Below are 20,832 nucleotides of genomic sequence, written 5' to 3' on the forward strand. Positions count from 1 at the left end.
TGGTTAAAGCAGAGAATGAGTCAGCGGGGCCACACCGGGCGGGGGCGGCACGTCCCAGAGCAGCAGATCGGTGGTGGGGCCGCTGTCGCTGTAGCGCCAGGTAGCCTCCATCAGCAGGCCAACGCGGCCATCGGCCAGCCCTACCCAGTCCCGCAGACTGTGAAATTCGGCCATGGTCTGGGCGGCTTTCACCAGCCAGGCGTCCGGGATCGTGCGGGCCTGGTCGATAACGGCTTGGTTTTCCGAGAGGAGGGCGGCCTCCGTCGCGTAGCGGCTGCTGACCTCGGCCCGCAGCTCACTGCTGACCAGCCGCAGGCGGCCCGATCCGGTCAGCAGCCACCGCCAGCGCTCCAGACACCGGCGGGGGGTAATGCGCAGGTTATAGGTCGTTGGGGCGTCGATCAGCCCCGCCAGGTGATCAATGCCGGTTAATCCGGCGGGCCGGTAGTGACCGGCCGGATCGAGGCCTGCCGTGCAGATCACAAACAGGGCTTCGTCGTCGGCATCGTTGCGGGTCGAGCCGCCCCCGCTGGCCTCGAACTGCTTCCGCCGTTGCTGCTCGATCCGGGACGAGGAACCGATGAGCGCCGAGGTGATGTCCAGCGGATTCCGCTCGGTGGTCACCTCCCCCCCGTAGACGCGGGCGGTATGCACTTCCAGGCCCGAAATCAGGTTGGCCGCAGCCCCCTGCTGGAAACCAAGCCGAATTTCGGACGGGATCAGTTCGAGGTTGGGCCGCTCGATGAAGCCGGTTACCCGGTTTACCGCGCTCCGCTGGCCTTTCGTCCACAGGTGCGCTTTGGGCCGAATGAATACGGTTCCACCCTGGCAATCGAGCTGCAGATTAAACAACCCGTTCAGGCCTTCGAATAAACTCCGCAGGCTGACCAGCAGCGGCCGGGGTACGCCCCGCAGACAGGCCCCGTTGGTGAGAAACAAATCGTCCAGCCCCTCCACCTGCACCCGCAGCCGGTGGTCGGTCAGTTGGCCGATCAAGTCGATCAGGGCGGCCCGGACCGACAGGCCCAGGGCGACACTGGGCGGGCTGGCCTCGACGCGTTCGAGGGCCAGCCGAACCGCCGAATAGGTAAAGACGTAGCGGCTCAGCTCCGCGTCCGTGACGGCCTCCAGGTACAGGCTTTCACCGGGGGGTACGGTCAGGGTGCGGTCGATGGCGACGGTTTTCACCGATCCGCTCCCGGCCAGGTCGGCCAGGCTGAGCTGGGCGAGGGGCTGGGTCACCCCCCCGACCCGCAGCCGGTAGGTGACCAGCCCCCCCGCACTGGCCTGGGGGTTGACCGAGAAACTGCCCCGCAGGCTCACCGTCAGGGGGCCGGGGGTTTCGTTGATATAGCAGGGCGTCCGGGCCAACGGATCGCTGCCCGTCACCAACCGGCCCGCTACGGGCTGCTCTTTGTCGCTGACGGGCATAACGGGCAACGAATGGGCCAACGCCCTGGGTTGAGCCAGCGACGTGCTCACGACGGCCCGCAGCGCGTCGAGGGTCAGGTTGGCCGGGCCGTCGAGGGGTCGCCCCGCCAGGGCGATCGTTTCCCGGACGGCCAGCGCGTACTGCAGCACCGACTGGCTTTCAAGCTGGGCCGTGGCCTGGTCGTCGCGCAGGGCCACGGCGAAGCGGCCAGGGTTGCGCTGGGACTGGCTGTAGTTGATCCAGCCGTCGTAGAGGGTGCCCTCACTGTCCGACTCGATCCGGAACCGGGTTTGCCCCAGAACGCCGTGGCGGGCGTAGACGGCCCGCAGGTAATCGACCGTTCGGGGTTCGGCAAAGTCGAGGCTGTTGAGGCCATCGACGAACCCCAGTTGGCGGTAGGTAAAGCCCCAGAATGTCCGGTGGCGCACCTTTTTAAACTGGAGGTAGTCCAGGCCCTGGGGCGAGGCTACCTCCTGGTTATCCAGAAAACAACGAATCATCGAATAAGCAGGTTTTGGTGGTAGTCCGTAATGGCCTGGCCGGTGTAGAGCGATCGGGTAAAGCCCGTTTCGTCCATGTTGATATGCAGGCGGGGCTGATCGGCCAGGGCGTCGTGGAGGGAGGACAGCTTATCGAGCACGGACCCCATATCCCAGGGCATAACCTCGGCCGTGAGCTGGCCCATAGCGACCGGGTTATTGAGCAGCATGGGGGCCGCCTGCTGAATCTGATCCATGAGCAGTGCCCGGCGAACGAGTTCGTTGTTGGAGATCCCGGCCAGGGCCGCGTTCTGGGCCTGGGTCAGGACGCGCTCGCCCCTGGTCAGCATGGCCGGTACCGTGTCGATCCCGGCCGGATGGCGACCGGCGCGATCGACGAACTCGGTTCCTTTGGCGAAGTACTCGCCGGTTTCCGGAATGTAGCCGTTGGCGAAGGCGACCCAGACGATGTTACCCGCCGAATCGTTGAGTTTGTGGCGTTTGCCGTCCACGTTGTAGTAGAGCACGACGGCCTTCCCATCCTTGTAGAGGTTGGTCGGTGCGCCCTCGTCGAGCAGTTGCAAATTATCCTCCCGGATGGGCCGACCCGGCCCGCCGGTTACTTTGTCGCGGGCACCGGCCGCGTTCATATCGACCATGTAGCGCAGCTCGCCCTCCGAACGGGTCTGCACCGATCCGGAACCGCCCTGGGCCGGGGTGCTCACCACCGGCGGGCCGCCCCCGTTGAAATTGATGCCCGCTATTTCCCCGATGGCCGCGTTAATGTCGTCGATGGCGGCATTGATTTTCCCGGCGTTGAACCAGTTGCGTTTGGCTTTGAGGATGGCGATTTCGGCCTGCAGCTCGGCAATCTTCATGGCCTTGGTAGCGGCAAAAATGGCTTGGTTGGCGGCCAGCACGTCGGAGGCATACGTTTCATTGGCCTTGGACTTGTCCCAGGCGGCTTTGATCTCGTTGGCTTTGATCTGATCCTGGAGCACCTTGATCTTCCCGGCCAGTTCCGTTTCCAGGGTGGCCAGCTTGTTCTTCAGATCGGTTTCGAGCCGTTCTTTATCCTGCTTGTACTGCAGGTCGCGGGCTTCCTGATCATCCTTAAACTTCTGCAGGGTCGTGTCCCGATCGGCCGTGAGTTTGTCGAACCGGGCCTGGTATTCATCCTCCCGTTTATCGCGGGCGGCCTGGTAGGCCAGGTCGCGGGCATCCTGGGCATCTTTGAGGGTTTGCAGGGTCCGGTCGCGTTCCTCGGTAAGGGCTTTGAATTTGGCCTGAAATTTATCCTCCAGGGCTTCCAGGGCGGCCTTCTCCTCGGTTTTGAGCCGTTCGGCTTCGGCTTTCTCCTCGTTGCGGATTTGGGTCGAGGCCAGCGATACCCCTTTGGTTTTGTCGAGCTTGCCCTGCTCGACGGTTTCGTGGAGGGCGGCCAGTTGGCGGTCGTATTCGGCCGTGACCTGGGCGCGTTCGCCCTCGTCGGTGAGCGTCGAAAGAATCCGGTCGCGGGTGGCCGTGATCCGGGCTACCTCGTCGGCCCGGTACCGCTCCAGGGCTTCACTCCGGACGCGATCGAGAATACCAACGGTTTCCACCTCATCGGCTTTCTCCTGCTCGTTGAGTTGCTGCTTGAGGGCGTAGGTTTCCTGCAGGGCGGCCTTCTCGGCTTCCTGTTCGGCCCGCACGGCGGCCATACGCTCCTCGGAGGCCGACTTGACATTGGCCACGTCGTCCTCGTACTGCCGTTTGCGGGCGTCGTAGTTGACTTTAAGCTCGGCCAGGTCGGCATCGAGGGCGGATTTAAGGTTGGTCGTGTTGGTTTTATAAGCCGTATTGACTTCCTCGACGGCGGCCTTATTAAGCGCCGTTTCGCTGTCGTAGCGGTTTTTTAGGGCCAGCAGATCGGCGTCGAGGGCGGCTTTCAGATCGGCCGACTTGATGGCGTGGCCATCTTTGAGGAGTTGAATCTCCTCCTCGATGGCTTTTTTCTGGTAGGCTACGAACGCATCAATGCGGGCGATTTTTTCCTGCAATTCCTGCTCGGCCTGCGCCTTGTCGATTTCGGCCTGATTGATCAGCATCTGCTGCTGACGCATGTATTTATCCCGCTCGATGGTGATTTCGGCCTCGGCCATCTCGGCCTTGTACTTGCGGTGATTCCACACCGTATCCCGACCGGCCGCCAGCAGGGCGTCCGCGTAAGCCTTGTTGGTGGCCAGCAGATCGTCCATCACGTCGCGGGCGTTGACGAGTTCGCGCTGCCGATCGTAAAACTCGCTGATGAGCTGGCTGCGCTGCGCGTAGTTGTCCTGGTAGACCAGCAGCAGGGCGTCGAGGTTGCTTTTCTCGATGTCCATCAGCGTCCCGAAGTACTGCTGGTTCAGCTCGATCGACTGCTCCATGGCGGTAGAAATCGCCTGGTAGGTGTCGGTGTGCATCTGGTTCATTGTCTCGAACAACTGCTTAGCCAGTTGCAGGATCATCGACACCAGCCCCAGGGCGGCCGTCTGGGTGGCCGCGTCAATCTGCGCAATATCCTGTTGGGCCTTGGCTTTGGCGACCCCCATTTTGGCGGCCATGGCTTCGGCTTCCTTATCCCCGGCCAGGAACATATTCAGGTAGCGGGCCTGCTCCTTATCGGCCTCGTCGTAGCGTTGCTGAGCCGCCGATCGGCTGGCTCCGCTGAGCACGTCCCACTGACTGTAGAAGGCTTTGATCCCCTGCAACATGCTCCCGTTCATGCCGTCGAGCTGACCCACCATGTCGAAGATCAGCCCGATCTGGTCCCGGTGGGCTCGGCGTTGCAGTTGGGCCGTTTCGGTATGGAGTCGCTGGATCTCGGCCTGCGAATCGCTGATTTCCTTGGCGATTTCGCGGGCGTCCTTAATCTGCTCGGCCTTGGCGGCTTTGTTCTCCCGGTTGATCTCGGCTTTGCTTTTCTGGTTGGCGGCCACGATGGCCTCGGCCGCGTCGCGTTCGATGTCCACGTTTTGCTGAGCCGATTTGAGCAGGTCGAGGGCGGCCTGCCGACGCAGGGCGTTTTCGTCGGCTACGGCCTTGGCGTGGATTTGCTGAATCTGCCCCAGGGCTTCCGCCCGGATGCCCGCCAGCTCGGCCTGGCTGGCTTTGCTGTTGACGTATTGCTTATTGACGGCTTCGGTTTCGACTTTCTCCTGGGCTTTGATCCGCTCGATCTGGTTAAACAAACTGTCGGCGTCGAACTGCAGCTGCGCCAGTCGAATGGCGGCCTGGGAGTTGAGGGTAATGGCTTTCATCTTGCCCCCGTGCCCTTCCTCGTTGGTTTGTTTATCCTGGTGGGTTTTCCCCTGGATACGGAGCATGTTGTCGGCAAAGAGTTTTTCCTCACTGGCCCGCTTGGCGCGGTATTCGGCCTCGTCCTTGACGGAATGATCGTTGGCGGCTTTGAGCTGAGCCAGTACTTTGGTGTGCCGGTCCCGCTCGGTGGCCAGATCTTCCGCCAGGGCGTCGGCCCGGATTTTGGCCTTACGATTCTCCCCGGCTTTCAGCTCCTCCTCGTAGGCGTTCATGCCCTTCTGGGCTTCCTGGAGGGATTTCAGAACGCTATGACTGTGGCCCTGCCACATATCACTCCACTGGTTGCCGATCGTTTTCCAGTACCCGGCGTTTTTGCCGTTGAGCATGTCGGCGTACTTGGGGATGCCGTCGATGGCGTCGAGAAGTTTTTTGGGATCGCCGTCAATGAGAATCATTAGCTCCTTGGGCAGCCGTTCTTTGGCCAGGTCCATAATCTCCTGGGTGCGCTTGACCAGCCCCTTGAACTTTTCTTCGTTGAGCTCGGCCCGGTAGGCCTCGGCGGCCAGTTCGATGCGGGTACGGTAGGACCCGTTCACCCGTTCCAGGGTGGTGCGCAGCTGCTCGTTGGTGACGGCCTCGGCCTGCATCCCGGCGAAGTAATCGGGGTACTTGTTGATGAGCATCTGCACGGCCGCAATGCGGCCTTTGGTGCCTATTTCAAGCTGCATGGTGTTCTCGATGGCCGTCTCCATGGCTTTGCGTTCGCGCTCCAGGGCTACGTGCTGATCGGTTACTACGGTAGTCACCTTCTCGGTAGCGGCCGACCAGGCGGTATAGGCCGCTACGGCGGTGCCGACCAGACCGATAACCAACCCGATCGGGTTAGCCGCCAGGCTGGCCCACATGGCGCGGGCCGCCACGGCGGAGCGGACCTGGGCGGCCGTGAACAGATCGGTAAAGCCCGTCGCCGTAATCATAACCAGGTAGAAGGTGCCCACAATGGCGTTGTAGGCCGTCGTCGCCACCGATGCCGCTACCATGGCCGTGCGCTGGGCCGTCAGCGACGCTATTAGGCGCGAGTTGGCCAGCGTCCACGACCCCCACAGGATCAGCAGGGCCTCGGTGTAGGTGACGGTGCGTTTGATGGCCGAATCGGACCCGGCCAGGTTGACGACCAGGCTTTTCAGGCCGGTAACGGACTTGCCCAGGCCTTCCTCGAAATAATCCCCGACAATGGCCTTGGCCACGAAAAAGCGGTCTTTCAGGTTGGACACCTGGCCGCCCAGGGTTTCGGCCTGAATGGCCATCATCTGATAATAGCGACCGCCCTCCTGGGAGGCATCCATAATGGCCTTTTTGACCTGGGCAAAGGAGATCTCGTGGTTTTCGGCCAGTTTGATAATGGCCTCGCGGGGTTTATCCATCGAAGCCGCCAGCAGGTCGTAGAGCGGAATCCCGTTCTCGGCAAACTGATTGATTTCCTGTTTCATCAGTTTGCCCTTGTTCATCGTATCGGTGAACGCTTTGGCAATCAGGGGTAGCTTTTCCTGCCCGGCCACGGCGGCCATGTTCCCCAGCGCTTCCAGGGTCGGAATCAGCTCCTGGGTCGCTACGCCCATCCCTTTGAGGGTAAACACCGTATCGAATAGTTTCTCGACCTCGAAGGGGGTTTCGTTGGCCAGTTGAATGGTCTGCACGTAGAGGTCGTTCATCTCCCGTTTCGAGCCGATCATCTGGGTTAGCCCCATTTTGAATCTATCGACCTCCGTTTTGGCGTCGATGATCTGTTTGCTGAACTGGATTACCTCGTAGAGCGAGAAGGACGCCCCGACGATGGTACGCATATCGCGCAGGCCCGACACGATTTCATCGACGCCGGTTTTGGTTTGGCGCATGGCCAGGAGCTGCTCCCGCTGCTCGGCTTTGTAGGCGTCGGTCTGCTGCTGGAGGGCGGCTTTGATGGCCAGGGTTTGCTCCGTCAGTTCGGCCTTCCGGGCGGCCGTGGCCCGGTCCTCGTCGGCTTTGAGCGAAATCAGGGCTTCGCGGCTGGCCGCGTCGCGGGCGGCCTGCTGTTCCCGCAGATCGGCCCGCAGGATGGCCTGCTGTTCGTTGCCCGCCTGCCGGGCGGCCTGGTTGGCCGCGTCGAGGGTGGCCTTCTCGTTGAGGAGCCGCTGTTTGTTGGCCGTTTCCAGGGCGGCCGTGGTCTGCCGCTGCTGCTCGATGAACTCAATGGTAGCCTGCCGGGCCAGGGCCGCGCTTTCGGCCGTGCGCTGCCGTTCGGCCTGTTTGGTGGCCTCCGTCATGCGCTCCTCGGCGGCTTTGGTCTGAGCCAGCCGTTCGGCTAATTCGGTTTTCTGGGCGGCCGTGGTCTGCTTGGCAATCTCGATGGCCAGCCGTTCATTTTCGCGCAGGGCCGCCCGCTGCTTGTCGTACTGGAGGTTGATGTTGGCCACCTCCTGAGCTACAACGGTGCTCTGGGTTCGGGCCAACTCGATCAGCCGCTCCATCTGCTGCTCGACCGTGCCCAGGTTGGAAGAGGCCTGCCATTCTAAGAAAATCTGTTCGGTACGCATGGGAGGAAGGTTGGACGGCGGGGCCGTTTGTTAGTATCATTCTGCAAATGATAGCAACAAATAACGCAAAAAAAACGCCCGGAACTGCTAAGCAATCCGGGCGCGGAGACGGTCAATGAGAGGGGTCAGTCGGCGTTGATGGCGCGGGCGTAATCGAGAAATTCCGGCGACATCACCGCCCAGTCGGTGTGCCAGGCGGGGCGGGCCAGCCAGGCCAGCAATTCGTTGGCATAGGTCTTAAAATCGTCGTACCATACGGCCAGGGGGGCCGTACCGCTGAGAAACACGACGAACTGGTGAAAACAATCCTTGACCAGTTCAATCGAATCAGTCTGGGCCAGTTCCAGCAGATCGGTATGGTGTACTTCGCGCAGGTACTGTTTAAGGACGCGCAGCTCACCAACTACCCGGTGCTGGTAGGGTGACAGGGGATAATCCTGGAGGGATTGAGAGGTAAAAGTGGTTACCATGTACTCGTAATAGGTTGACTAAGTGGGGAGATTATGCCGGGGTTGGTGTGGCAATCTCGGGGGTGACCTTGGGGCGGTTGCGGAGCCAGTTGGTCAGGTACTCGCAATAGGGTTCGATTGATTGATTAACAAGCCAGTCCAGGCGTTGAGGGTCGCCCCCCGCGATGCTATAGTGGAGAGCGTAGCGGCTTCTAGCCCACTCCCAGAGTACTTGTGCTGCAGTAGTGCCCAGTCGTAGGCCTCCAGGATCGAGCGATCCTTCGCTAAGTTCCTGGTAGCTGGATCGAATAGCACGGGCCAGGGTATGAAACGGCTCAATGGCTGCTGCAAAAAAAAATCGTAGAGTTCGGGAAAGCGCATGACGTGTTGTTTTTTGCGCACGTTCTGGCTCAGCTCCCAGGTGCGGGGGTCTTCGTCCTCGGTAAACAGGGTAGCCGCTACCAGATCGTAAAACTGTTCGAGATCGAGACTCAACCGGCTCCGCTCGGTAAAGCGGGCGTGCAGGGTACGCACGTCGGCAATGGCCTGGGTGGCCTTTTTGGGGTCGGTCTGTACCAGCATCAGGGCGGCCGTCAGCAGATCCTCAACGGCCGCGTTATGGGCCTGGGTGTACTCGGGATTTATACGCAGTTCATTGTGCAATCGGGCCAGATCGGTAATGGCCATAAACCGCTGGCCGTAGAGGTACACGTGATCTTCACCCGCAAAATAATACTTCACAGTACGCCCTTCGGTATCAGGAAGTTCTAAATTTTGCCCGTTCGGCAACACGACCGGGCAAAGGTGCCCCGCTTCGAGAGCCTCCTTAAAGTATTTGTTCATTAACGAGCGGATTGATGTAAAACCATGAAAAGAAACGATTGTAGTATCTACAAACTTACTAAATCGGCCTAAAAAAAGTAAAACGTGTAAACCCTAGCCACAGCCGAAAATGGAATAAACCAGCTTCCACGCATCTACGGAGGGGTCGATATTTTTTTCGGCCGTGAGCTGGAGGTTCCAGTCCGCCGATAAAACCCGCAGGGTGTTCAGCTCCATCGACTCCAGGCGTAGGTGGGGCTGGGTCTGAATGACCTCCCAGATCACGTCCCGAACGTCGGGAATTCGGCCCAGGCCCAGCATCGACAGGCGCAGTTCGCGGCCGTTGCTGGCCAGGCTCCCGTAGGTGCGGCCGTGCACCGGCCGGGCGGCTTCGAGCTGGTGGGCGGTCACCAGGTCATGGCTCAGATCGGGTACGGCCCGGCTCACCCGATCGGAGCCGCTGGCGTTGACGCTTTGAAAGGCAAACCGGCCGGTGGCCTGGTCGAAATAGGCGCGGACCAGGCCCATTTGCTGCCAGCGCGGGGGCGGAGCGTCGTGGGGCAGGGCCAACAGGAGTTTCTGCCGGATGGCTTCTTCGAAGGCCTGCAGGCGGGGTAGTACGTCGTTCATCGGACTAATTCAGCGGTTTTTTTGGCGATCAGATCAGTACTCAATTCAATCTCGGCGGGGGTGGGATCAAAGGCCGGGCCGTGGTAATCGGCCAGCTCGGCGGCTTTCTCGGCCTCCTGGGCATCCCGGAACCCCAGGGCTACGTTGCCGTTGGTGCGGACCATGACCGACCAGTTCTCCATCATCCGGCCGGTAAAGGTGTAATCGACCCGGCCGATCTGCAGGTTACGCCGGAGCCGGTCGTGGCCGTGGCGGGCCGAATACGCCCCCTGCTGCCGGGCGGCCTGGGTGCGCATGGGCTGACCGGCCGAGTTGAGGCCTTTGTCCTGGATGCGATCGGCCACGGCGTTGCGGGTTTCGAGGGCACCGGCCGCCAGGATCAGCGGCCGGGCGATCTCGATCTTCCGGATGCGCATCAGCTCCTCCATCAGGACCCGTTCGGCGTTGGTCAGGAGTTTATACATAGCTGCCCAGGTGGAGGCCGTGTTGATCCTCCTGCGTGACGGTTAGAAAGGCGGAACCCGATTCCTGCAAATCCCGAAATATCAAACTGACGGCCAGATCGAGCTGTTTGGCGGCTTCAATCTCAAAGTCTTTTTTGCGATCGAGGGTATCGGTCCGATTGGTGTTGGTGAACACGTTGAGGAGGTTACTGCTGAGCTTTTCGTCGAGCACCTGGGCGGCCAGCGTGTAGAGGTAGGGCCAGACCAGCCGATCGACGTAGCGGGCCAGTACGGCCGTAAAATCACACTCTACGGCCGCGTCGATGTGCAGGAGGGTACCGGCCGAATGGGCCGACCCAAACCGCAGGTAATCGGGCTGGCCGCTGACCATCGGCTCGACCGGCCGCAGGCTGATCAGCTCGCCCTCCGCGGACTCCAGGTAAACGGCCAGCTCGGTATGTTCGTCCGTCAGCGGCACCCGCAGGCCCAGCCGGAACGAATTGGCCCCGTTGCGCAGACTGACCAGCTTGCGCAGGTGCTCGACCTGGTAGGCCGTATCGACGACGACCAGCTCGGCCGCGTGGACGGTATCGGGCTGCAGGCCGACGTTGGCCGTTACCCGCTCGATGAGAACGCAGCTCTCGGCCTGGGGAAACTGGGCAATCAGCCGGACGGCCGTTTGACTGGCCGGTACCGCCGTGACGAGCGGCTGGGTGAATAAGGGCCGGGGCAGGCTGCGCGTGGTGCGGGCCAGGACGTGCTGAAAGCTGGCATTGCATTTTAGGGCCGATTCCAGGCCCGTAGCGAGCTTATTCAGCGTAGCGGGCTGTAATCGGTCAAACAAAGACGTTGCGCTCTCAGATCGCAGGTTTTCGACCAATTCCACGGACATGCCCGGCAGGCTGTCGCACTGCAGGGCGGCATTGGGGTGGGTGGTGGCCGACAGGCCGACTGCGGTAAGGAAGGGGTTACTCGTCATGGGTAGTTGGGAAAAGAGGTTAACTATAACTATCGGTATCGTTTAAGCGGCCTGGTGGCTGGCGCGGCTGAATTTGCGCATCAGCCCCAGGCGTTCAAACGTGTTCAGCTCGAAGTGCATCAGGTCGTAGCGCATCGTATCGCCCGCGTGGCCGTAATTGTGTTTGTTGCAGTCCTTTTTGTCGAGTGATCCGTCGTTGAGGGCCATCATGCGCTCCAGGTCGTCACAGAGCAGCGGGCAGCCCGATCGGCTGATCTGCAGATTCCCCCCAAAGTGGGCCATCAGGGCGTTGCAGGTGTGGCGGCTGGAGGCCGTCGATGGGTTGCCGGTGGGTACGGAGGCAAAATCCAGGTGGTAAGCCCCGGCGGCCCGGAAATGCTGTTCGATCAGGGACCAGGCGCTGGCGTTGCCCGTCGTCAGGGCGGAGCCGTTGTTACCCGATCCGTCGCCGGTGAAGTAAATCCGGTAGTTTTTGAACCGATCGGCCAGGGCCGAACACATGCCCTCCAGGTCGGAGGTGCCGTGTAGCATTTCGTAGTAGTTGACCCGTTCGCCTTCGTAGTGCTGGCTGACCAGAAACGAGTTTTTGATGTTGAAGTCGGCCGAGATGTAAACCAGCGGGTAGGCCGTATCGAACACCGGCTCCCCCAGCATCAGGGTAGGCTTGTAGGCCGTGAAATAGGGGTTTTCCGGCCGGATCAACCCGAACTGCCCCAGGCCGTAGACCCGGTAGTGATCCGGGTTGTGTTCCCGGTACCAGTTCATCGACTTGACGTATTTTTCCCCGACCAGGGGGTTATCCAGGTAGGTCGAGAAAATTACCGTCACGTCCTCGTTAACCCCCCGCTTGTAGGGGTCGTCGGGATGGTGGAAGCGGGCCTTGAGCCAGTGGCGTTCCGAGATCGGGTTATAGGTCAGAATGACCGTTGGCGTACCGCGTATGCGGTCGTCAAGGATCATAAATTCCTTCTCGCTGATTTCGGTGGCCTCCTCGATCCAGACCATTGTAACCCCCGAGATCGACTTGAATTTTTCGGGGTTGTCCAACCCCCGGAACAGGACCTGCGAGCCGTTGGCCGTCAGCAGCGTTCGATTGGTCTTGTTGTATTTGTAATCGACGCCCTCCTTCATGCCCCAGAAGGGCAGCGCTTCCTCCCGGAACTGGGCAATTACCGAGTCGTTGAGGGAGGTGGCGAATTTCCGGATAATGAGCAGCTTCTCTTTGCGGCTGAACAGGCGCTTAACGAGCCACTGGGAGGTACCGTAGGATTTGCCCGAACCCCCGCCCCCCATGTTGACGATATACGGCGTCGTGGCCCGCTTGATCTGGTGATAGACCGGCAGAAACCGCTTCCCCCGCTTGGACACGTCCACGGTGGGGCCGACCAGGGGCACCCCACTGGGGCCGGGTTCGGTAATGATCGGGATGCGGGGGGCGGTGGCCATGGGTTAGGCGCTGATCAGTTGGATACGGGTCTGCAGATTGGTTTTTTGGAGCCGGGCCAGGCCGTTCTGGTGCTCGACATCCCCGAGCTCGCTGGTCACGCACTTACGCCCCATGAGCAGGGCCGCCTGCAGGGTTTTGTAGGAGCCGCCGAACAGGTCGCCTACCGTCTCGCCGGGCGTCGAGCAGCAACCAATCAGATCGTCGAGCAGGGCCAGGGGCTTTTCGTTGGGGTGGGTGAGGTTCTGGCTGTTGACCTTCATGTGCCGGAATACCGTCTTGGGCCGCTTGCCTTTCCAGGTGTAGCGGCCCTTGACGGCGTAAAACATGAGTTCATGCTGGGAGCCAAAGCCGCCCTTCAGATCACCCGTACCGTGGGCCATTTTGTCCCAGATCAGTTGATCCTTTAGTTTGAAGCCAGCGGCCCGGATGGCCTCGGCAAATTGCTCCTGCACGTCCCAACGGTAGAAACAGATTAACCGGCCGCCGGGGGCCATAACCCGGTACAGATCGGCCAGCCAGACCGTGTACGGGGTTTTGTCGTTGGCGATTTTGCGGAAACCTGGCCGTTTAAACTTGGCTACCCGTTTTACTTTGGATTTAAAATTGATGCCGTAGGGCGGATCGGTCAGGCACAGGTCGATACAGCCGTCAGGCAGCTCGGCTAATAGGTGGTTGCAATCGCCATGGTAAATGATACCGGGGCGTTGATCGGTGGGCAGGTACTTACTCATCTTCTGGGTACTCCTCGTCGTCATCGTCGTTAAAGCGATCGGCGTAGTTGCCGCTCGGGTCGTTTGCGAAATCGTCGTCGTGGCCCGCACCCAGGGCCGGTTTTTCCTCGCCTTCCTCCTCGTCGCCTACCATCCGGTAGTCGGGTATCTGGCCAAACTTGCCTGCCCCATCGGCGGGCTCTGGCATATCGGACTGGCCCAGGTTGTTCTTGCCCAGGAAAATGAGCATGGCCGCATTGGGCGGGTGGTGGAGGACCGTCGTTTTGCGCTTTACCTCCGTCTTTTTGCCGGTTTTGGCGTCAACCTGGAACTCAACCTCCGTTTTCTCGTCGGAGTAGCCCATGGCTACTTTTAGCTGAGTGACCCGCAGGAGGTGGCGGCTGGCGGCCTTACACTGGCGGCTCCAGGTGTCGAAGCTGATGCCCTTGGTTCGTTCGACCCAGCGGTAGAGAGTGCCCCGGTCGCAGCCGTAGGCCTCGGCAATGTCTACCCCGCTCGATCCGCCCCGGAGCATGTTCTCGATCAGCTTTTCGTCGAACGCGACCTGGGGGCGGCCCATCCGCCGGGCGGGTTCGGGCGGGGGTTGAATGACTTCCGGCTCGGGAACCTGCTCCAGGTCCGCTTCGAGCACTTTGTTCTTGATTTTCTTAGCCATGGATAAAAGCGGAAAGCACGGTTACTCGATTGCGAAAACGTAGCCCTCCTCGCTCAGCAGCCAGTTTATGAGCTGTTCGCGGTGGAGCTCGTGGCGGCAGGTGACGACAACCTTTACTTGTTCGACCTCCTCGGCTGGCTCTTCGGCCGGCAGGGCTTCGGGAATCTGGTCGAGGAAGCTGCCGAAGGTGGTTAGGTCCGTGACGAAATCGTGAAACTCCGGTGGCATCTGCGCTACGAACTCGTCGAAACCGTCCTTGGTGACCTCCCCGTACTGGGAGCTGATGGCCAGGATTCGCGCCTTGGCATCGAAGGCGTCGAGGGCCGCGATCGGCACGTAAGGCAGATCAACCCCTTCGGGGTATTCGTGCCTGACAAAGCGCAGGCGCTGGTTGCCATCCAACGTATAAGCCTGGCCGTCCGCTGGATCAAACCACACGAAGAGGGGGACCATGAACCCAAATTGCTTGATCGACTTGCGCAGGCGTTTGTAGTTGGGCAGACTCAAATCTTTGAGGTCGCCCTGTAAGTCCTGGAGATCGTTCGAGTTGATCCGGGGGAGCATATTCAGTTCTTCGGGAATGAACAGCGTAAAGGGCCGGAATTTGGGTTTGTGCTGCATACGTCAAATGTTAATAACATTTACGCAATGATAGCAACAAATAGCCAAACATGACACGATAACCTATAGGACCAAACCGCAGGGGAGCAACGCGTTAGAGGGAATAGCAACGAAGCGATGAGGAGACACGAGGGTAGTATCGAGGGAGATACGGGGGAATACTCTACCCGTTGAGGGGAGTACTAAAACAGCCTTTTTATGGATTTATCCCAAATGGGAAATGATACCCCAGAAAACCCTTTTTGTGGATTTTACGCACAGGGTAAAGGGAGCGGGCACAGACAGTCTGCGAAAGGGGTGTATAGGGGGGTCTTGGTACGCGTAGCAAACTGATCTGGGCATGAGCGGAGCGGGCGGAGGTCGGCAGACGGGATGAGCACAGAGGGCATAGTATGTGTATGTAGTGGGGTATAGAGTGAGGTATATATATACCGAAGGTATATGGGAGGGTATAGTATGACAGTATGCACATATATAGTATAGTATATGTATAGAGTACTAGTGTAGTGGGGTATAGTATGTAGTGGGGAGACAGTAGTAGCATGTAGTATGTGGGGGTAGGGTGGTCTGGGGTGGGGGTGGTAGGGTGGTCTGGGGAGACAGCAATAGCCTTTTATAGATTGTCTGCGGAGTGGGATAAGTAGTAATAGTAGGTACGGTAGGGGTATGACATAGCACTAGGTAGGGCAATACAGCTATAAGCGTATAGGGTAGCGTATGGTAGACAATGTAGGTAGGTAGATAGTAAGCATTGATACTATCCAAATAAACGATTGTGGGGCAGATATGAGCCTTGTACGCTCCTACTCTATTGGTAAGCGGCTATGCCTATGTATAGCGCCATACTGCAACACTACCCTATCTACCTATTCAGCTACCTATAGACAGCACATGCTAGGTAAGTGGATACAGTCAGCAATCAGGACAAGTAGGTAGATCGGATGCAACCGGGGTACATTAGGCCATAATTAGGACCGTGCCAAACTAGATACGGCAGTATAAAGTGGGGAATATATTCTACAACTTTTCCACAATAGTGTGGAACGAGTGTAGAATTACATACACAGTATAATAATAACATGTTAGCAACATTAACAACAATGTTAATAACATTTGTACTTATTTGATAGCAACATTGTTCGTAATAGTACTTAACAAAGAATTTTAAATGTTCGTGTATGTTATTAACATTTCCGTTAATGTTGGTCTTAATGTTGCTATATAGAATGTATAACACGAACAAACGAATTACACGAATACCGGCATATAATGAACGCGAACAAGGCGAGGCCTTCAGCGGGTGACATATGCCAAACCGGGTTGTAGGTGGCCCGACATCGGACAGACGGTAGAATGGTTCCGGACCGAAGACAAAACTAACCTTCTCCTTGTGTGCTGGCCCCGGTTTACTGGGGAGGTACACGTGCGGGAAACCGTAGGACGCTGATCAACGAAACCCTAAAAGGGGCGGCTCGTGACCGCTGATTGACGAGGCTCAAATAGACGCCTTACCAGTGCTGGACGGTAGACTACTAACCGGGGGGCACTCAAAACAAACAAACTAACGAACCCGGCGAATCGGGACCGCTACCGTACTGGTTTGGTCAAGTCGATTTAATCGCCCCGGTTCGTTCCGCAACAGGTCCGGGCCGCTACCGTACTGGTTTAGGTTGACCTGTTGCGCCGTAGTAGGGTGTGCGCCCTACCCGATGAAGCCAAAAGGCCGAAACGGCAAACCAAATTGTAAAAACATGAATCAGTTACACATGATCACCGGGCGGCTAAACCGCTACGTATTGAGCGCGGCCGATAAGGCCGAGATACGCTCGATAATGGCCGATTTACGGGCCGAAGCCATCGCCCTAACCCTCCGGGGGGAAACCTTACCCCCTACTAATCCGGGTCTGGCCCGGTTAAAATCGCTGATTGTTGACGAGGGTTTACTCGATGAGTTGCAAACGGCCGCTTGCGCCGTTCGGGTCGAAGCCATTACGGCCGTACAACGGGGCCAAATTTCGGCCACTGATCCGGCCGGAATTGCAGCCATGAATCGTTTTAACCATTTGGGCAAATAACCAAAAAACCATTTACCCAAATGCTCGAAACAATCGCAGAACGCCTGGCCGCTTCCAAAGTGGCCGGGCGGGTTGTATGGGCCGCGATCGGCCTGTATTACCTCTACGTGGCTATCCAAATGGTAGCCTACTATTTCAATCAACCAACCTATTAGATACTTACTACCATGCAAAACAAAATCGACTTCCTTTCTTCTCTGTCTATCGGTGATGCGTTCAAAATGAACGGAAAAACGGTCTATTTGGCCGATTTCCAGCGGGCCGGATCAAAATACATTTTGTTCGTGGCCAACACGCCACAGGCCGCCAAAAACCCGGACGGGTTGCATAATTTCGCGGATGTTACCAGCGAAACGTTCGAGCCGCTGACGGCCCCCAAATCGGCCCCGGCCCCGGTTAAACCGGCCGGTCCTGGTAAGGCCCCCAAACGGGTCGATTTTCCGGATACGGAGGAGGGCGAGGATGAATTTTCGGAGGCCTTCGGGGCTTGGTTGCTGGCCAAAAAGGCCGCTGATCAAGCCGCTGATCAAGCCGCCGACCCGGCCCCCGTTGAGCCAACTCCGGCCCCCGCTGAGCCGACCCCGGCCCCGCAACCTAAACCGTCTATTAAAGTACTTCTACCACCTACCCAAGTGGAAACCGAACCGGGGGAGGTGAACTTGACCGTGTGGCCCGATCCACAGGCCTACAATAGCGCGTTTGATTATGTCGCGGCCGTAAAAAAGGCCGATCCAGCGGCCCCAATCGGGGATTGTAAGACGTTTAAACAAATCTGTCTGGCCATCGGCATTGCCGAGGCTAAACTAGCTAACGAGAACGCCCGCCGGGTACTGATCCGGCATTTGAACCGCTTCACTGATCCGGCCCCTAAACCGGCCGTACAACTCAAACCAACCGTAAAACAGGGCGCGGCCGGTGCCCCCGCTCAACCGGCTCCGCAACCCAAACCGGCCCCCGCTCAACCGACCCCGCAACCGGCCCCGGCTGAGCCAGCGCAACCGACCCCGCAACCGGCCCCCGTTGGGGTTTCGGCCAATACGGCCGACGTGGCCGCTGATTTGGCCAGGGTATTGAGCCGGTTAACTGGCACCGTTGACCCCGTTCAAGTCGCGGCCATGATAGCCGAGGCCGTAGCAACCCAAATGGCCGAGGTGGAAAAACGGCTAACAGCCGCCCAGGGCACCCCTACCGGCGGGCCGGTAAACCGGGTAGAAATTAAGATCAATGAACTACCGGCCGTGCAACTGGAGGGAGCCGTGCACCCGGCTTTTAAGAAAGTGTTAGGCCTGGCTGCGCAACGTATCCCGGCCTTTTTGGTCGGCCCGGCCGGTTCGGGCAAATCGACCTTATGCAAGCAAGTGAGTAAGGCCCTGGGCCTACCGTTTTACGCGCAGTCGGTTTGCGCCCAAACGCCCGAAAGTAAACTCCTGGGCTATATGTCGGCCACCGGGGGGTACGTTACAACCATTTTCCGGGAGGCCTACCAGAACGGCGGGGTGTTTCTACTGGATGAAGTGGACGCTGGGAACCCCAACGTATTGGCCGTGCTCAACGCGGCCCTCTCGAACGGGTTCTGCTCATTTGCTGACGGGATGGTAGACCAACACCCGGACTTTATTTGTGTGGCCGCTGCCAATACCTACGGAACCGGGGCTAATGTGCAATACGTCGGCCGGAACCCCTTAGACGGGGCGTTTCTGGATCGGTTTTTCTACGTCAATATGCCGTATGATGAAGCCCTGGAGACGGCCATAACCGGGGCGTCAAAATGGACTGAATTTGTCCAACAAGTACGGGCCGAACTAACCGGGGAACGGGTTATTATCAGCCCCCGAGCGTCGATCTACGGGGCTAAATGTATCGCGGCCGGGATGGACCCCGCCGAGGTGTGCGAAGGCCTCCTGATCAAAGGAAATGACGCGGCCATAACAGCCCGGATACGGCAAACGTTCGCCCGCTATACCTGGTAATTACCCCCACCCTAAACCGGCCCGCTCGATCCGGAGCGGGCCTTCCTACCATGGCTAAACGAAAGAAAAAACTAGTTTCTAACCCCTATTTGCTGACCTGTAACGATTTAGGCACCCACGATCTGGAGGCCGTAATACTACGGTCCGGGGCTGACCATGATGTTAAACGGGTAAAATTTGCCCAACTGGCCCGGCAGGGCGACCCGGACACACTAGCCCGGTTTTTGGCCTACCGTAACCACCTGCAACTAACCGCCCCCCCGCTGCCTGATCTGGGTTATAGCGTGGCCGGTTCGTTCGTGGACGTGGGCCGCTACGTGACCGGAGAACCCGAGTGCATGGCTGATTTTATCAACTACCAACCGGCCCAAATCGTGACCATCAACGCGACCCTGGGCTATCCGGAGGGCAGTTCTGAACAGACCGTATTTCACTATTTCGGCTTAATGCTCGATGCTATCGACCGGCTCGAACTATCCGGAACGCGTTGCGAGGTGAATTTGACCATCGACTTTTTCAGTCCGGCAGAACACTACCGGCAACGGCTCCAGATCCCATTCAAGCGGGCGGACCAGCCGCTAAACATGGCGCAATTTGCCGCCGTCATGCTAAACGCCCACTTTTTTACGAATATCCTTTTGTACGCCTTTCCGTCGATGTGTCGTTGCGCCCCCGTCGATCGGGCGGCCGGGAGTGCCGATATTGCCCAGACCGACCGGCTTTATTTTCCGTCGATTTGGTTTTATAAATCCTACGAACGGGAGTATTTCCGAAATACGACCGATTACCTACGGGCCATTAACCTCGGGCACCTACTTCTATAGCCCCCGTTTTAGGCCCCAAACGTGACCGCTCAGCCCTCAACGCCCGCCCGGCTATATGTGTACTCATCCGGGCGGGCGATCGACTTGCAGCGGCCTTTATGACCAATCGCTCATTTATCCATTACCCACCTCCCCGTCAGCGGTTTTCTATCCGAACCGCTGACGGGCACGTTTTACCATGGCAACCCAGACCCCCCCCGTTCGTCAGGCGTTCTGCCTGTTTGCCGAACGGCACGACCTCCCCCCCAACTCGGGGCCTATTTTCCTGTCTTACGACTGGGAACGCAAAACTGGCCGGGTTAACCTGGTAACCTACTACCAGGCCTTAAACCTCCTTATCCACGGGGAGGACGTGTGGCTCTACGCCACGGGCTTAACGGCCGCGCTGAGCGAACTCATCGGCCGATTGGTTCCCGTCTGGCGACCGACCCGGCACGGGTCTTTGTTCGTGGCTCATTACGACCATCAGCGGCAGGAGTATTTCTACGTGCCGGTGCTACCGGCTAAACCCAAATCTGCATGAAACGACAAACCCCAAAAGAACGAAGGGCGGCCATGTTTTTGCAGCCCCTGCGCGAGAAAAAAATCATCGAGCGGGGGCTGTTCCGGAACGTCGAGGCCTTCATTGAATTTGCCAAAATGGCCCCCCACCTGGCCGACCTGGCCCGCTACGGCGACCCCGTAACGCTCGACCGCTACCTGGCCCTGCGGGCGTCGCTGCCCGATCTACGGCCCCCGGCCCAGTACGATAGTCCGGGCTACGACGTGGCCGGTTCGTTCGTGGACGTGGGCCGCTACGTGACGGGGGAGCCCGAGTGCATGGTGCACTTTAACGCGGAGCGGCCGGTGCGGCTCATCGACGTAATTATTATGGACGGCAGGCCCCATAACACGACTGATTATGCCGTAATGCGCTGGTTTGGGCTGTCGGTCGATTTAATCGACCGGCTCGAACTGGCCGGGTACCGCTGCCGGGTGTCGATGCTGTCTACGCTGGTCAGCGACCGGCGGCCGGAGGTCAATATTTGCGGGCTGCGGCTCAAAGAACACGACCAGCCCCTCGACCTGGGCCAGATGGCCGCCCTGTTGATGAATAACAAAGTGATGTCCGAGCTGTATAAAAACCGCTTTGATCAGTTCGGTTCCGGCTGGTGCCCCGATTGGTTCCCCGAGTTCGGCCTCGACCAGCACCCCGACCGTATTACTATCCCGACGCTGTATTATCAGAACCTCTACAAACGCACGAACGCCCAGGCCTGGCAGGGAGCCGATTTACCCTGGATGATGGATTTGCTTGGCTTAAACTTCTTACTGTAACCTCAACCAATTTTTACCCATGACTGACCACAATACCCCACACTCAGACGCGCCCGGCCGGTCCGCCGGTGCGGTGGAATCGCCCGGCGTGGAATCGCCC

At 58.9% G+C, this 20,832-nt stretch carries 17 protein-coding genes; 6 read left to right on the forward strand and 11 right to left on the reverse strand.

From position 1 onward, the window contains the following. Positions 1-3 precede the first annotated feature (3 nt). The 11 genes from EQG79_RS30250 to EQG79_RS30300 all read right to left on the reverse strand — a co-directional run bounded on the left by EQG79_RS30250 (position 4) and on the right by EQG79_RS30300 (position 14,546). The gene (locus EQG79_RS30250; protein WP_129606913.1) at positions 4-1,932 is read right to left on the reverse strand and encodes a hypothetical protein; all 1,929 of its coding nucleotides are present in this window, start codon (positions 1,930-1,932) and stop codon (positions 4-6) included. After that, the gene (locus EQG79_RS30255; RefSeq protein WP_129606915.1) at positions 1,929-7,769 is read right to left on the reverse strand and encodes a tape measure protein; all 5,841 of its coding nucleotides are present in this window, start codon (positions 7,767-7,769) and stop codon (positions 1,929-1,931) included. Before EQG79_RS30255 ends, EQG79_RS30250 begins: the two co-directional genes overlap by 4 nt. 125 nt (positions 7,770-7,894) lie before the next feature. After that, positions 7,895-8,239, reverse strand: coding sequence for a hypothetical protein (locus EQG79_RS30260; protein ID WP_129606917.1), 345 nt, complete (start codon positions 8,237-8,239; stop codon positions 7,895-7,897). A gap of 93 nt (positions 8,240-8,332) precedes the next feature. Further along, complete coding sequence (locus EQG79_RS30265; protein WP_129606919.1) at positions 8,333-9,061, reverse strand: hypothetical protein; 729 nt, start codon at positions 9,059-9,061, stop codon at positions 8,333-8,335. Between the two features lie 93 nt (positions 9,062-9,154). After that, positions 9,155-9,670, reverse strand: a complete 516-nt coding sequence (locus tag EQG79_RS30270) for a hypothetical protein (RefSeq protein WP_129606921.1) — start codon at positions 9,668-9,670, stop codon at positions 9,155-9,157. After that, positions 9,667-10,134, reverse strand: a complete 468-nt coding sequence (locus EQG79_RS30275; protein ID WP_129606923.1) for a hypothetical protein — start codon at positions 10,132-10,134, stop codon at positions 9,667-9,669. Before EQG79_RS30275 ends, EQG79_RS30270 begins: the two co-directional genes overlap by 4 nt. Continuing rightward, the gene (locus EQG79_RS30280; RefSeq protein ID WP_129606925.1) at positions 10,127-11,092 is read right to left on the reverse strand and encodes a hypothetical protein; all 966 of its coding nucleotides are present in this window, start codon (positions 11,090-11,092) and stop codon (positions 10,127-10,129) included. Before EQG79_RS30280 ends, EQG79_RS30275 begins: the two co-directional genes overlap by 8 nt. Before the next feature lie 42 nt (positions 11,093-11,134). Then, a complete protein-coding gene (locus EQG79_RS30285) occupies positions 11,135-12,538 on the reverse strand; it encodes a PBSX family phage terminase large subunit (RefSeq protein ID WP_129606927.1) in 1,404 nt (467 codons plus the stop codon). A gap of 3 nt (positions 12,539-12,541) precedes the next feature. Further along, positions 12,542-13,294, reverse strand: a complete 753-nt coding sequence (locus tag EQG79_RS30290) for a DNA-methyltransferase (protein ID WP_129606929.1) — start codon at positions 13,292-13,294, stop codon at positions 12,542-12,544. After that, a complete protein-coding gene (locus EQG79_RS30295; protein ID WP_129606931.1) occupies positions 13,263-13,925 on the reverse strand; it encodes a hypothetical protein in 663 nt (220 codons plus the stop codon). The genes EQG79_RS30290 and EQG79_RS30295 overlap by 32 nt, the downstream gene beginning before the upstream one ends. 21 nt (positions 13,926-13,946) lie before the next feature. Beyond that, positions 13,947-14,546 carry a ParB N-terminal domain-containing protein gene (locus EQG79_RS30300; protein ID WP_129606933.1) on the reverse strand — a complete coding sequence of 200 codons (600 nt, stop codon included), beginning with the start codon at positions 14,544-14,546 and terminating at the stop codon, positions 13,947-13,949. Between the two features lie 1,751 nt (positions 14,547-16,297). Between EQG79_RS30300 and EQG79_RS30305 the strand changes: the two genes are divergently transcribed. From EQG79_RS30305 to EQG79_RS30325, 6 genes are all read left to right on the forward strand, one after another. Further along, on the forward strand, positions 16,298-16,621 hold the full coding sequence (locus EQG79_RS30305; RefSeq protein WP_129606935.1) for a hypothetical protein: 324 nt from the start codon (positions 16,298-16,300) through the stop codon (positions 16,619-16,621). Positions 16,622-16,641: 20 nt separating this feature from the next. Continuing rightward, complete coding sequence (locus EQG79_RS31525) at positions 16,642-16,776, forward strand: hypothetical protein (RefSeq protein ID WP_262708648.1); 135 nt, start codon at positions 16,642-16,644, stop codon at positions 16,774-16,776. 12 nt (positions 16,777-16,788) lie between these two features. Next, complete coding sequence (locus tag EQG79_RS30310; protein WP_129606937.1) at positions 16,789-18,591, forward strand: AAA family ATPase; 1,803 nt, start codon at positions 16,789-16,791, stop codon at positions 18,589-18,591. Between the two features lie 50 nt (positions 18,592-18,641). After that, complete coding sequence (locus tag EQG79_RS30315; RefSeq protein WP_129606939.1) at positions 18,642-19,415, forward strand: DUF7192 family protein; 774 nt, start codon at positions 18,642-18,644, stop codon at positions 19,413-19,415. Between the two features lie 178 nt (positions 19,416-19,593). Next, entirely contained in the window at positions 19,594-19,938 is a 345-nt protein-coding gene (locus EQG79_RS30320; protein WP_129606942.1) for a hypothetical protein, read from the forward strand. Continuing rightward, the gene (locus EQG79_RS30325) at positions 19,935-20,732 is read left to right on the forward strand and encodes a DUF7192 family protein (protein WP_129606944.1); all 798 of its coding nucleotides are present in this window, start codon (positions 19,935-19,937) and stop codon (positions 20,730-20,732) included. The genes EQG79_RS30320 and EQG79_RS30325 overlap by 4 nt, the downstream gene beginning before the upstream one ends. The last annotated feature ends 100 nt before the right edge of the window (positions 20,733-20,832 follow it).

The sequence above is a fragment of the Spirosoma sordidisoli genome, from assembly GCF_004138325.1.
Taxonomy (GTDB): Bacteria; Bacteroidota; Bacteroidia; order Cytophagales; family Spirosomataceae; genus Spirosoma; species Spirosoma sordidisoli.